Origin of the sequence: Paraburkholderia phenazinium (assembly GCF_900142845.1) — a bacterium.
GTDB lineage: Bacteria > Pseudomonadota > Gammaproteobacteria > Burkholderiales > Burkholderiaceae > Paraburkholderia > Paraburkholderia phenazinium_A.
The window spans coordinates 1553587-1567207 of the sequence record NZ_FSRU01000002.1; the positions used below are offsets into that span (position 1 = coordinate 1553587).

Annotated in this window: 12 protein-coding genes; 10 read left to right on the forward strand and 2 right to left on the reverse strand. The window is 57.2% G+C overall.

What is annotated here, in order from left to right:
- The first annotated feature begins 117 nt into the window (after nucleotides 1–117).
- Nucleotides 118–1038 (forward strand): class I SAM-dependent methyltransferase, encoded by a 921-nt coding sequence (locus tag BUS12_RS23980; RefSeq protein ID WP_074299935.1) that lies wholly within the window; start codon nucleotides 118–120, stop codon nucleotides 1036–1038.
- A gap of 28 nt (nucleotides 1039–1066) precedes the next feature.
- Here BUS12_RS23980 and BUS12_RS23985 read toward each other — a convergent pair whose 3' ends face one another.
- Nucleotides 1067–1750 carry a class I SAM-dependent methyltransferase gene (locus BUS12_RS23985; protein ID WP_074299937.1) on the reverse strand — a complete coding sequence of 228 codons (684 nt, stop codon included), beginning with the start codon at nucleotides 1748–1750 and terminating at the stop codon, nucleotides 1067–1069.
- Nucleotides 1751–1861: 111 nt separating this feature from the next.
- Nucleotides 1862–2836, reverse strand: coding sequence for a LysR family transcriptional regulator (locus tag BUS12_RS23990; protein ID WP_074299939.1), 975 nt, complete (start codon nucleotides 2834–2836; stop codon nucleotides 1862–1864).
- 1426 nt (nucleotides 2837–4262) lie between these two features.
- Between BUS12_RS23990 and istA the strand changes: the two genes are divergently transcribed.
- The 9 genes from istA to BUS12_RS39825 all read left to right on the forward strand — a co-directional run bounded on the left by istA (nucleotide 4263) and on the right by BUS12_RS39825 (nucleotide 13619).
- Nucleotides 4263–5789 carry an IS21 family transposase gene (gene istA / locus BUS12_RS24005; protein ID WP_074299945.1) on the forward strand — a complete coding sequence of 509 codons (1527 nt, stop codon included), beginning with the start codon at nucleotides 4263–4265 and terminating at the stop codon, nucleotides 5787–5789.
- Nucleotides 5779–6555 (forward strand): IS21-like element helper ATPase IstB, encoded by a 777-nt coding sequence (istB, locus tag BUS12_RS24010; RefSeq protein ID WP_074299947.1) that lies wholly within the window; start codon nucleotides 5779–5781, stop codon nucleotides 6553–6555. The genes istA and istB overlap by 11 nt, the downstream gene beginning before the upstream one ends.
- A gap of 95 nt (nucleotides 6556–6650) precedes the next feature.
- Nucleotides 6651–7343 (forward strand): IS4 family transposase, encoded by a 693-nt coding sequence (locus BUS12_RS24015; RefSeq protein WP_290439583.1) that lies wholly within the window; start codon nucleotides 6651–6653, stop codon nucleotides 7341–7343.
- Nucleotides 7344–7549: 206 nt separating this feature from the next.
- Nucleotides 7550–7759: a hypothetical protein gene (locus BUS12_RS38365; RefSeq protein ID WP_143788443.1), complete on the forward strand. Its 210-nt coding sequence runs from the start codon at nucleotides 7550–7552 to the stop codon at nucleotides 7757–7759.
- 48 nt (nucleotides 7760–7807) lie between these two features.
- The gene (locus BUS12_RS24020; protein WP_074299951.1) at nucleotides 7808–10579 is read left to right on the forward strand and encodes a type VI secretion system Vgr family protein; all 2772 of its coding nucleotides are present in this window, start codon (nucleotides 7808–7810) and stop codon (nucleotides 10577–10579) included.
- Nucleotides 10576–11865 carry a hypothetical protein gene (locus BUS12_RS24025; RefSeq protein ID WP_253190196.1) on the forward strand — a complete coding sequence of 430 codons (1290 nt, stop codon included), beginning with the start codon at nucleotides 10576–10578 and terminating at the stop codon, nucleotides 11863–11865. Before BUS12_RS24020 ends, BUS12_RS24025 begins: the two co-directional genes overlap by 4 nt.
- 26 nt (nucleotides 11866–11891) lie before the next feature.
- Nucleotides 11892–12032 carry a hypothetical protein gene (locus tag BUS12_RS39445; protein WP_253190197.1) on the forward strand — a complete coding sequence of 47 codons (141 nt, stop codon included), beginning with the start codon at nucleotides 11892–11894 and terminating at the stop codon, nucleotides 12030–12032.
- Complete coding sequence (locus BUS12_RS24030; protein WP_083640590.1) at nucleotides 12029–13099, forward strand: Imm71 family immunity protein; 1071 nt, start codon at nucleotides 12029–12031, stop codon at nucleotides 13097–13099. The genes BUS12_RS39445 and BUS12_RS24030 overlap by 4 nt, the downstream gene beginning before the upstream one ends.
- Nucleotides 13100–13352: 253 nt before the next feature.
- Nucleotides 13353–13619, forward strand: a complete 267-nt coding sequence (locus BUS12_RS39825; RefSeq protein ID WP_074299953.1) for a PAAR domain-containing protein — start codon at nucleotides 13353–13355, stop codon at nucleotides 13617–13619.
- Nucleotides 13620–13621: the final 2 nt, after the last annotated feature.

The following is a 13621-nucleotide window of genomic DNA, read 5'->3' on the forward strand; positions in this document are numbered from 1 at the left end:
CAAACGACGCTCGCTCAGGCAACGGCGCGCAGCCTCTCCGCACAGAGGCTCAGCCCTTCCGCGCTAGACAGCCTCTCGTGACCTGGCTGCCCACGCTTACCAGTGGACCTGCGATAGATGAACAACGATCAACCCCAGTCACAATCCGATGTGTGGGCGAATTGGCTTCTGCACGAACGATTCGCCGATGACCCGTCGCACGAACGAACATTGCGCGCTGAAATCGCGCAATATGCCGATCGCGTTCTCGACGCTGCACAACTCGCCCCGGGAATGACGCTGGTTGACGTTGGCACAGGCGACGGCCTCGTCGCGTTTCGCGCGATTGATCGCATCGGCCCTTCGCTACGCGTGGTTCTAACCGATATCTCAGCGTCCCTGCTTCAACACTCCGAGTCCATCGCCATTCAACGCGGGGTGCGGGATCAATGCACCTTTCTCCAATGTTCCGCAGAAGCGCTCAACGACATTCCAGGCGAGTCGGTCGATGTCGTCACGACCCGCGCGGTGCTGGCCTATCTTCCCGACAAGATCGCAGTTCTGCGCGAGTTTCGCCGGATCCTCAAGCCTGGCGGACGGGTTTCCATTGCGGAACCTATACGGCGCGACGAAGCGTTTGAGGCGAATTCCTTAAAGAAATTTGTCGACGCTCATCCGACGGGATCGGATGACCGCTTTTTCCGGCTTTTGCATCGCTGGAGAGCCACGCAATTTCCCGACACAGAGGAAAGCATTTCGAGCAATCCGATGACCAATTTCAGCGAACGCGACCTGGTCCGTTACGCCCTGGATACCGGCTTCACCGATATTCACATGGAATTCCACATTGACGTAGGGCGCTCCCAATTGGCCACGTGGAATCTCGTGTTGAAATCGTCGCCCTTTCCTTGGGCCCCATCGCTCGAAAAATTGCTGTCGGAACAGTTCACACCAGAAGAAAGACAATTCTTCGAACAGGTGTTCCGTCCACGCGTCGATTCGGGTCAGCTCTTCGGTGCCGAGCGCATCGCGTACCTGAGCGCGAGGAAACCGCTCTAGTCCGCGGCTTCCGTTCAGTCCGGCTCCATTACCTCCTGACAAGATACATAGGACGGACACTCGACGAGAGATGACTCGGGAAGTCGCCCAGGTGTTGAATCTGAGCGTGACCGCACCCGGAGAATATTTCCAGGGAATCCTCTGGAAGACACGCTCGCCAGACGAAGTTGACCGCTTCGTCGCGATGCGCGAGCTCAACAATCAGAATGGGAATGCGGGCGAGTAGTTCAGCAACCAGCTGCTTGACATAGTCCATACCACGTCGCAACGTGATGTGATGAAGTACGCTGAGAGCGAGAGCCACGTCATATTCGCCAGGCGAGATTGTGCGGACCTTCGTCAAGTCGAGAGGCGCAGTTTCGAACGTGGCGCTCAGCCCGTTGACCCGTTGAGTGGCGCGCGCAACCGCGGTGTTTTCGGGGTTGATGTCGATACCCGTCGTCCGGGCACCGCGGTCGGCAAAGAAAAATGGAAAATATCCGAGCGACGAGCCGAAGTCGACAAGGCTAAAGCACGGTCCCAACGAATCGAGCGCCGCCTCGATGACAACGGCTCTATCCCTGCACGAGCGTAGCGGTCCTTCGATGCCGGTGACGCCGTAAAGCGGCTGATAATATTCAACCCGGTTGAAGCATTGTTCAATCAGTTCCGGCGGAGCCTGAACGGGCGACTCTTCTACCAGGATCGGTCCGCGAGAAGCGCTATGACTCATAGGTGACACCCTAATGGGGTTAGAGAGATTATGGGTATGGTCGGCCCTGAAATATCGGCAACGATACTTCGGCCGTTTACATGTCGGGCTTGTCGTGTCGAACTGTAAAATCTAGCCCCACAGCAATTCAGTATTGTTCGCTGGATGTTGTGCGGCAGACACGCGCAAGTCGTCTTGTGCCTTGCTTTCCGGCGGCTTCTGACGATAACGCTCCACGACGAACTCAATGAAGCTGCGCAATGCAACCGCCATGTGCGGCTGCTTCGAATACAGAAGCCACACGGTGCGTTCTTCGTCAGATAGCGGCGCGTCGCCTAGCAATGCACGCAAGCTGCCGTTGGCGAGCTCGTCTCGCACGAGCGACCATGACAAGCGCGCGATACCGAGTCCCGCCTGCACCGCACGCTTGACGACCTGAGGGCTTTGTATGTTCATGATCGGCTGCACGACGACACGTTGTGTGCCGTGAGCGTCGCGAAACTCCCAGTGACGGCTCGGTGCATCCGACGCGACGAGAACGTCGTGCGAGGCCAGTTCATCCGGTGTGCAGGGTGCCGGGTAACGCGCCAGATAGTCAGGGTTCGCAACAATGACGTCGCGTGTTTTCATGAGCGGCCGGCAAACCAACGACGAGTCTCGTAAGCGCCGCTCCGCGCCGAAACAGACGTCGAACTCGTTAACCGCGACGTCGCTCATCGTGTCGAACACGGTCAGCTCGAATTTCATGCGGGGTTCCTGAGCGCGGTAGGCGGCCAGCACTTCCGGGAGATCCGTGGTCGCGTAAAGCGACGACGCGGCAATCCGCAGCATGCCGGATGGCTGTTCCAATGCCGATGCAATGCACTCGTCCATCTCATCGAGATGATGCAGCAGGTCGACGGCACGCTCGCGGTACGATTGACCGACGCGCGTCAGTGTTACCCGTCGCGTCGTGCGGTTGATCAGACGGACGCCAAGGCGCTCTTCGAGCGACGCGACACCGCGCGTAACGACCGAGCTCGAAACACCCAACTGCCTCGCGGCCTCAGCGAAGTTCAGGTACTCGGCAACCTTGACGAAGATGCGGATCGATGAAAGCTGGTTCATGGGAAACTCCGGCATCGAGCGAGTCGCGTCGCGACCGCAAGAGGCGGCGAATTGGGATCGCGCGAAAACATCCGAACGCGCTCCATTGCCGACAAGACTTACATCCAGCCATTCGTTCGCTGAATGCCCTGCGATGAGCTTAGACACTGCCTGCTTACGCGATCTGGTCCATCGCATTACGGTCTTGCAATATTTGATGGCGGTTGATGGCCGTTGTGTTCGAGGTGACGATCATCTTGTCGGCAGTCCGCTTGCACAGAAATCCGTAAAACTGCCGGGGCTGCCTGGCGGATCTTCAATCCTGTTTCCATCGCGGAACACAAATGAAGAGTAGGTCTGCTTCCCACGTGCTCCGCAGGGGAAATGAAAACGTATCGATATTGACCTCCGACATGTCCCTGTCCCGTGCCCGGCAATACGCTCGTGCGCCATCTCGGCTCGTATCCATCACGGTGCTCCACGACGCGAACGGATTCCTGCTCGTAGCGGTTAAAAGGAATTTCCCATTTTGTGACCGGTCCACCACGGAGACGCTTGTGCAAGCACCGAGCAGTGCAACCCAGGACCATAACAAAAACGTCTTCATCGACTAACCAGGCGTTCGCATGTGTTGATCAATCCGCGTTCAGGGTGGAGTCCCGCTACGATACCGTGAGAGTTTCGGAGCTTGTGAATGCTGTGCTTCGTCACGACCGCTCACTCACGGAGCTGACGATGACACGCTCACCTTCCGCAAGGCTTCCTCGAGTGGATTCGATACTAACGGCAAAATCTGATGGCAACCTTAAGCAGACTGCTGAAGGTCGCTGTAGCGAATGATGGCGGCATCGAAAACGACTGCCGCAGTCAACCCGACCTGGATTGCCTCATGTTTCAGCGCAGAAGATAAGCATAGCTAATCAGTCGGCAGAGGCGCCCAACCCGTTACACTATCCCCTTGATATCAGGAGCTAGCTCGCGACGGCAGGCTGGCGTGGCATGTGGGACCTGCCAAACGAACCGCCCCACGCGAAATCGCGTACCAATACGTACATTGCCATTCGAATAAAATAACGTATTCTTCCAAGATCAACATCTTATTTCATTCATGAAAATCGCCACCTGCTATCTTCATAGATGACCGAGGAGATCCGCCGAGTTCTGGCGAAGCGGCTGGAAGGCCAGTATTTAAAGGGATTTCAGTCCGTAGACATCCAAAGAAAATCCAGGCTATCCGGGCTAAAACTGTATATCCTTCTGTATATCGCCCACCCGATATACGGCTATGCATTCCTACCCAACCAAGCTGTCGGACGCCATATGCAAGAACGCGAAGCCGCGTGAGTGTTGATTTGCACGGAATCCTGACCCACCCCGCGCAGTAATTTGCATCGAATATCGACCCACGTAGAACACTGACCTGCTCGGCAACGGGCAGGGGAACGGAGTGATCGACGTGGCTATATTGAGCATCATCCGACGCTGGCACTTTCGCGATCATGTCTCGTTGCGCGAGATTGCCAAACGGCTGGGCGTGTCCAGAAACACGGTCAGGCGTTACATACGGGCCGACACTGTGCTGCCGGCATATCCCGAGCGCCACAGCCCCAGTAAGCTCGACGGGTTTGCTGCAAAGCTCGCTGGTTGGCTGAAGACCGAGGCGAATCGGCCCCGCAAACAGCGCAGAACCCTCAAGCAGATTCACGTGGACCTCTGCGCGCTGGGCTTCACCGGCTCTTATGACCGTGTGGCAGCGTTTGCCCGACGCTGGCGACAGGAACAGCACGAGCAGGCAAAGACGACCGGACGCGGGACGTTTGTTCCGCTCCGGTTTGCGGCCGGCGAAGCGTTCCAGTTCGACTGGAGTGAGGACTGGGCCGTCATCAACGGCGAGCGCACCAAGCTGCAGGTCGCGCAGCTCAAGCTCAGTCACAGCCGTGCCTTCTTCCTGAGGGCCTATCTGCTGCAAACCCACGAGATGCTGTTCGACGCGCATCACCATGCGTTCGTGGCGTGGGGCGGCATTCCACGTCGCGGCATCTACGACAACATGAAGACCTCCGTCGACAGGGTGCGTCCCGGCAAGGTCCGCGAGGTCAACGCACGGTTCAGCGCGATGGTGAGCCATTACCTGTTTGACGCCGAGTTCTGCAACGTCGCCTCCGGCTGGGAGAAGGGGCAGATCGAGAAGAACGTCCAGGACAGCCGGCACCGGCTCTGGCAGAAGGTGCCGACGTTCGGCTCGCTGGCGGCGCTCAACGACTGGCTGGCCGACCAGTGCGTGCTGCTCTGGCAGCAGACGCGGCACCCCGAACAGGACATGACGATCTGGGACGCGTGGTCTGCCGAGCGGCCACACCTGATGCCGGTTGGGCAACCGTTCGACGGCTTCGTTGAACACACCAAACGCGTCTCGCCAACCTGTCTCGTGACCTTCGAGCGCAACCGCTACAGCGTGCCGGCGTCGTTTGCCAACCGCCCCATCAGCCTGCGGGTCTACGCCGCGAAGCTAGTGTTCGTGGCTAAAGGTCAGGTGATTGCGGAGCACGGCCGACGGATCAACCGCAGCCATGACAACGGCGAGACCATCTACGACTGGCGTCACTATCTGGCAGTCCTGCAGCGCAAACCTGGAGCGCTTCGTAATGGTGCACCCTTCGCAGAATTTCCAGCTGGATTCCGCAAGCTGCAGGGCGTGCTGCTGAAGCGTCCCGGCGGTGACCGGGAGATGGTCGAGATTCTGGCGCTGGTTCTGCTGCACGACGAACAGATGGTGCTCGCAGCCGTCGAGCTGGCATTCGAAGCCGGCGCACCAAACAAGCAGACGGTGCTGAACATCCTGAGCCGGCTGCTCGACAGCCCGCCTGTGCCGCCGCTGCAAACACCGCAGGCCTTCGCACTGACCGTCGAGCCGCAGGCCAACGTCAGCCGCTACGATCGACTAAGGGGCCGGGAGGATAACCATGCAGCCTGACGTCATGATGCAGATGCTCAAGTCACTCAAGCTGCACGGTATGGCGCAGGCGTTGGGCGAGCTTGCAGCACAGGACTCGCCAGCCTACAAGTCAGCTTCACTCGTGCTCGCCGGGATGCTGAAGGCTGAACTCGCAGAACGAGAAGTGCGTTCACTTGCCTACCAGATGAAGGTGGCGCGCTTCCCGGCCTATCGCGATATCGGTGGCTTCGACTTCAGTTGCAGCGATGCCAACGAAGCGCTGGTACGGCAGTTGTACCAGTGCGAGTTCATCGACTCGGCGCATAACATCGTTCTGGTGGGCGGACCCGGCACCGGAAAGACGCATCTGGCAACCGCGATCGGTGTGCAGGCTCTCGAACACCATCGCCGTCGCGTGCGCTTCTTCTCCACCATGGAGCTGGTCAATGCGCTCGAACAGGAGAAGCTGGTCGGCAAGCCTGGGCAGCTCGCAACAAGGCTTGTCTATGCCGATCTTGTGGTGCTGGACGAGCTCGGCTATCTGCCCTTCAGCCAGACCGGCGGTGCGCTGCTGTTCCACCTGCTCAGCAAGCTCTACGAACGAACCAGCATCATCATCACCACCAATCTGAGCTTCGCCGAATGGGCTAGTGTGTTTGGCGATGCAAAGATGACGACGGCGCTGCTCGACCGGCTTACGCACCACTGCCACATTGTAGAAACAGGCAACGATAGCTATCGTTTCAGAAACAGCACGACGCAGCCAAAGAAGGAGAGAAAGAAGACCCAGACACCCACCGCATAACCCGCAAAGCTGGTCCAACGGGTGGGTCAGAATTCAATGCAAATCCCGGGTCAGGATTCCGTGCAAATCAACACGCAGGGGACGGACAGCACACGATCGCGAACGCGATGCAGCAGGTCAAAGTCAAGGGGCTGCATCGCGTTGAGCTTCGCGACGCGAAAGGGCACCCTATGATCGTCACACTTGAGCTTCGCTACCAGCGAATGACGGTATTGCCGCCCGTTGGCAAACAAGGCAGCTGTGTTGCGTTACAGCTGACTGTCCTTCACGCACAGGAGCGTGACCCACCGCCGGGGCGCCCCCGCATTGAATGGAAGCTGATCACCGATCTGCCAGTGAGATCACGTGCCGAGGCAATCGAAAAACTCGACTGGTACGCCATGCGCTGGAAGATCGAAACCTTCCACAAGATCTTGAAATCGGGCTGCAAGGCAGAGGAGTCGAGGCTTCGCACAGCGGACCGACTCACGAACCTGATTGCGGTATTCTGCGTTCTGAGCTGGCGCATATTCTGGCTTACGATGATTTCCCGGTCCGCGCCACAGGCAGCAGCCGAGCTTGCTTTTTCGCAAACCGAAATCGAACTGCTTGAACACGTGGTCCGCGAACCGGATCACAACGCACAGGCACCACCACTTCTACGCAACGTTATGAGGCTCGCGCAGCTCGGCGGTTACCTTGCGCGCGCCAACGATCCTCCGCCCGGGAATACCGTCATGTGGCGCGGGATGCGACGTCTAACTGACATCCAGCTTGGCTACGAACTTGCGCTAAAAAGAAGTGGGTAATAACAAGATTTGCTAGGCGCTTACGGCTATACGATCAATCTTATAAATTGGCTGGACGCGTCGGACGCCGCGAGCACAGTCGTGCGGAGCGACACTGTGCGGTGGCCCCATGCTGTCCGATACGCCAATATTACTGATCGGTTGGACACGACCCGGCAAAACTCGCGACAGTACAACTCGCGGTTGTGAAAATCGGGATGCCGGATGTGAACTGGGCAACCCGCAGTTTTCAACAATCCGATGCCTTTATTCAGGTTGGCGCCAACGGAAAATCGACACAGTTCGTTCGATCCAGACAGCACAGTGACTCAATAGAATTTACCGATATTCCAACAGCATATTTATATTTTGGCAATAAATACCACTTCACGTTTGTTGATATTGTCTATCTGGCTGATTCGTCTGAAGTTTTGTAGAATCGCGCGATGCCGAGACGGCTTAGTCAGCTAACAAGAAGAGGCAGTATGGGTGCGCAGGACATAATCGGGGCAATAACTGGCGGACTAGTCCAGAGTGATCGCCTGCTGAAGCTGGATACTTCGCTGGGAACCAATGTTTTGGTGCCCCAGCGGGTCGTCGGCCATTCACGGATCGGTCGCCAATACGAGTTCACGGTAGACGTTGTTTCAACATCCGCCACGGTTGAACTCAAGACGCTAATTGCCCAGCCCGTCACATTGTGGATTCAGCAGACCAACCAGTCTTATCTGCCTCATCACGGTTACGTGCATACGGCCCGCCGCCTTGGGTCCGATAGCGGCCTCACAAGTTTGCAGATCGCGTTTGCATCCTGGATGCACTTCCTGCGTTTTCGCAAAGATGCACGAATCTGGCAGGACAAGCCGGCCGACGAAATCCTGGCTGATGTATTCAACATGCATCCGCAAGCTCAGGGAGCATTTCGCTTCGCGTTAAGCAAACAGCTTCCGTCGCGTTCGTTCTGCATGCAATACGAGGACGACTGGAATTTCGCTCATCGCATCATGGAAAGCGAAGGACTGTTCGGCTACTTCGAGCAAGCAAGCGACGGCAAGTCGCATACGCTCATCGTCACGGACAGCCTGGACACGTTCCCGGCGCTCTCGCCGCAGACTGTTGAGTTCTACCGAGCTGGCACGAACAGCGAAACCAATGCGCTAGTGCAGTGGTCAGGAAGCCGAACACTGCAAAGCACGACGCTGACCACCCGCACATTCGATTACAAGGCACCCACTTCCTCAGCCAATGCGAAGGGCACAAACATCCCCACGCTTCCCACGCAGGGGAACCTGCCGCAGCAAGCTGAAGTATATGAATACACCGGGGCATACACCTACGCCGACCAAGACCGAGGCGACCATCTGTCGAAAATCCGCATGGAAGAATGGGAATCGCGAGCCAAGCGTTTCTTTGGCTCAGGTGGCGTGCGAGGTGTGGATGCCGGTCGATGGTTTGAGCTGGACGACCACCCCGAGCATGCGACGGATAGCACCCAGAACCGGCAGTTTGCGATTATTGAGACCACATGGTTCATTGAAAGCAACCTGCCGGTGTCCAGCCACGCCGCCGACTTCCCGCATAGCCTGAAGGGCGACCTTGCAACGGTCAGAGCGAATCACGTCTCTGAAGACGGGTCGAAGGTCAAACACGAGGACGGTAGTGAAGGTTTCTTCCTTGTCGAAATTGAGGCTCAACGCAAAGTTATTCCGTTTCGCAGCCCGTTTGAACATCACAAGCCGGATATGCACTTGCAGTCCGCGATTGTCGTTGGTCCGGCAAACGAAGAGGTTTATACAGATTCGCTTAACCGTATCAAGGTGCGCTTCCACTGGGACCGGCTCAATAACGGTGACGAAAAAGCGTCCTGCTGGGTCCGTGTCGTCATGTCCGATACGGGCGGTGGATACGGAGGCGTACATGTTCCAAGAATCGGTGAAGAAGTCTTGATTAGCTGGGTAGATGGTGATTGCGATAGGCCGCTCGTAACGGGCCGGGTTTACAACGGCGCAACGCAACCTCACTGGCATTCCAACGGCCTGCTATCTGGCTACAAATCCAAGGAATATCAGGGCAGCGGCTACAACCAGATGGTAATGGATGACTCGACGGGGCAGAACCGCGTTCAATTGTATTCCACGAACGCGAATGCCCAACTGCACTTGGGTTACCTGATTGACCAGTCGGCGAATACCAGAGGAGGTTACCTCGGTACCGGTTTCGACCTGAAGTCTGACGCCTACGGTGCTGTGCGAGCGGGACAAGGCCTGTATGTCACTACCTATCCGGCAACCAGCCAGCCGCTGGATGCACGGCAAGCAACCTCGCAACTGGTGAATTCCGAAAGCGTGCTGGAATCGATGTCCGATGCCAGCACCGCGCATCAGGCTGAAAGTCTTAAGGATGGCTCCGACTCGCTGAAGGCATTCACCGACGCGACACAGAACAGCGTGTCGGGTTCATCATCGGGCGGAAACACCGCTGGCGGTGGAACAGGAAGCGCGAATGCGTTCAAGGAGCCTGTCATGCTCCTTGGCAGCCCTTCAGGTATCGCCATGTCCACGCAGAAGTCCGTTCACATCGCTAGCGATGCACAGACCAATCTCGTGAGCGGACAGAGCACCCACATCGCAACCGGCAAATCACTGATCGCAAGCGTTGCCGAAAAGCTTAGTCTGTTTGTGCAGAACGCCGGGATGAAGCTGTTTGCGGCCAAGGGGAAGGTAGAAATTCAGGCACAGTCGGACAACATCGAACTCACGGCACAGAAGACGTTGATGTTGCTTTCTGCAACCGAAACGATTGAGGCGGCGGCGAAGCAGGAGATTCTGCTGACGTCGGGCGGTGCCTATATCCGCCTTTCCGGGGGGAACATTGAGATTCATGCGCCGGGGAAGATCGATATCAAAGGTAGTCAGCATAGTTTTGCTGGACCAACGCAGCTTGACTATTCACCACCGCAGTTTCTAACGTCTAACATCCCCGCCAAGATGCAATATCTGTATCACGACGGCACGCCGGTGCAGAACGCCAAGTTCACCATACACTACGACAACGGTACGACGTTCTCTGGCGTCGTTAACAGCCAGGGCGTCGCCGACCTGACGGATGCGCCGAAAGGGGCGGGGCGCGTCGAATTGGGTGAGGACGCTCGCACCTACGAAGTCAAGGCCACCGAGAACAATCCCAGCTATAAAGCTGATTGGGACGATTCTGACATGCAAGCTTCCTTGAACAGAATGCAAGGAGGTCAGTCGTGAGCAGCAGTTCTATCAGTCAGGCTGCGTCTGAGGTCGGTGACTATCTATGGCGCGGGGCCACTGCGGTCGGCGATACCGTTGTGGGTGCTGTAGCCGGGGAGTTCTCACAGAAACGCAATACCGGCGCTATCGTTATTGATGCCGTTGTCAGTATGTTTCCTGTAGCGGGTGAAGTCACGGCCGCGCGCGACGCCATCGCCATCACCATTCGAATGTGTGATGACCCGAAGGATCGGGAGGACAAATGGGAGTGGGTGGCACTGGTGCTCTGCCTTCTGGCGGTCGTTCCAGTGGCCGGCGGCCTGCTTAAGGGCGTTGGCAAGCTACTGATGCGCGCGGTCGAGAAATCCGAAGACCTGGCCAAGCTCTGCAAGGAAATCCTGGCGGTAATCCGCAAGGCTGGCCTGGGCGATGCGGTGCAGTGGCTGAGAAAACTGGATTTCGCCCAGTATCAGGGGGTAGTGGTCAAGGCATTTGGGACGATGCTGGACCGCATCGGCAACGCACTGAATTTCATTTTGAATAAGCTCGGCTCCGCCATTCCGAAGCAGGTGGAGGGATACATCCGGAAGCTCCTGCCCACGCTGGAGGAACTGCGCAAGGTGGGGGACACCAGAATCGCGCAGGGCATCAAAGATTTGATGCGATTACTGGAAGAGGTCCGAGGCCATCTGGTTGAGGGTACCTGGTCGGAGGTGTACGTGGGGGCTGGCACAACTCGGACGATGACCGAGGAGGCCCGTTTAGCTCATCTGGCCGAGGATACGAAGAGCCTAGGACACAAGGCAGCGACGGAAGCAAACTACGAGCCGAAGGATGGTTGGCCTGATTTGCGGAATTTCCCCGTGGAACAGGCCATCGGAACCTTCAGCGTAAAAGCACCCATCGCAGCTGTAACTCGGGCACCGGGTCAGACAATGATTCGTGTTGTTGACAGCCGCTATCTTGATAAGCCTTGGACAATCCCGGGTAAGTTCTGGGCCGATGTTCTTCCCCCTAACGGAACCGTGTGGCGCACCCAAAGCGCAATCAAGCACGCCTGGAGCATGAATGGTAGTTATGCCACCATGCAGGTGCCTACACGCGAAGCTATGGAAGCTCTTGGCATAGTGGTGCCGGCCAACTGGGATGGAATGCGTCTGTGGGAAGGCAAAATTGCTGAGCAGTTGGACGACGCAGCACCAGGCGCCACCATGCGCCTATTGGTAGGGGGGACCTTCAGTTCTTTGTGGACTTCGAGCACCCTTTCAATGCACCGGTGCGGGAGTGGATACAGAAGCAGGTAAAGGCACAGGCGACGCATTGGACCGATGTGAAGTTGCCCGATCAGGCGGAGGCGCGAGCTTTGTTTTTGAAAGAGCGTGAACAATCGGCCAAAATCAGGCAGGAAGGCTATGCGCTGCGAGCAGGAGCCGACGTTGGCAAACAATCGACGGACGAACAGAACCAATGATGCTGAATACTCTGACCATGAGCCGCGAGCAGGAGCAGGATGCGCGGGCCAAGGCGTTTTACCTGCTCAAAAAGTGGACCAGCCTCACCTTCCTGGATCATGCCGTCAAGTTGTACCAGGATTTCCTCGCTGCCTATGCAAAGCAGTTGAATGCACCGAGTCCGAACCAAAAGGATCTGGAGACCTGGTATGTCCACAGCTTCCTTAGGCGGGCCGGCCAGATGGAAGACGGCCTTAATTTGTTGCGACAGGGGCGAGACAAGCTCGCTGCCTACCGTGAGCTCGTTGCAGGCGGAGAGTTTTCCGACTATCTGTTCGGACGAGCAGCTAGTGAATGGATGATCGAGCATGACCCTTTTTTTCAGAAGCTTGGTGCACGTGTCGTCAGATTCGATCGGCCCGTTATTGCTGAAGATTATGTGCTCGGAACCGTAATTACCCATCTGAGCCTGGAGGCACTCAAATGCACGGGGAATTTTGATTTTTCATACAGGCTTGCAGGGAAAAATGAAAATGGGGGCGGACGTATTTTTAGGCATTGGACGTACGAATCGCTATTCCAGGAGTCTCCTAAACCAGGGTGGCCGAATTGGCCTCCCGGCCGCACCTACCCCGCAGAACTGCCTCCCTGCCCACCGAAAAACGAATCCCGGGAAGGCGAGGTCCACAGCGGCCAGGAGATTCCTGTTGAAGGTATCTGGGAACCATGGTTCCCGGCTGGCAAAGTCGGCTGCCCGAATTACTTCCTCAAAGGCAGCGCCGCCCACACGTACTTGCTGGAAGGGACGAATGACGAGCATGCGGTGCGCTGGCGGTTGTTATGGGAAGACAAACGTTACCAGGACGGCAGTATCCCTGTGGAAGAAGAGACGTACTTTCCCAAGCCCGCCGCGCAACCGAGGCTGCGTGCTTTGCCGGGAGAACCTTGCCCGCGTGCCGGCTACTGGCAAAACCCGGCGATGAAGGATCCTGTCTATGTCAAGGCAGGCGACTCCATGCCGGGACCCCAACATACTTCATGGGGAATGGTCATCTGGCAATATTGCGATCCGCAGCCGGACAACTGAAATGCGGAATTGCTGATGTACGGTCCTGTGACGTCAGGTCCGACGAAAAAAGCCCACCGCCAGCGCGGGCGAAACTGCGTCCAAGGCAAGGCACCAGGGGTCACTGGCGGCTATAACGAAGCCACATCTCTCGCGGACCGAGCCAACACGCATTGTTGGCTATTGTGGGAAGACGCGCGTTATAGCGATGACATGTGACAACTTATCAAGCGGGACTGGTTCCGGGATCGCCGTTGGGATGGCAAGAGGCACTATGAAGCGATATCTGATTTTGAATGGCGACAAGACGACGGCTAACGGGACCGTCGAGGCTACGCCAACCACGATTCAACTGAGCGGTCGAGACGTCGCACATGAAGGCGACAGTGTGTCATGCCCAGCCTTTAACACGACAGGCAAAATCCAGTGTGATAGCCCTCGCCAGATGATGACCGCGCCGGATGGAAGGCATGCCGCCCTCAGCAGGAAAATGAGCCGCAGCCAAGGCGACGTGACGGATTGCGCCGTAGCCTATATGTAGCC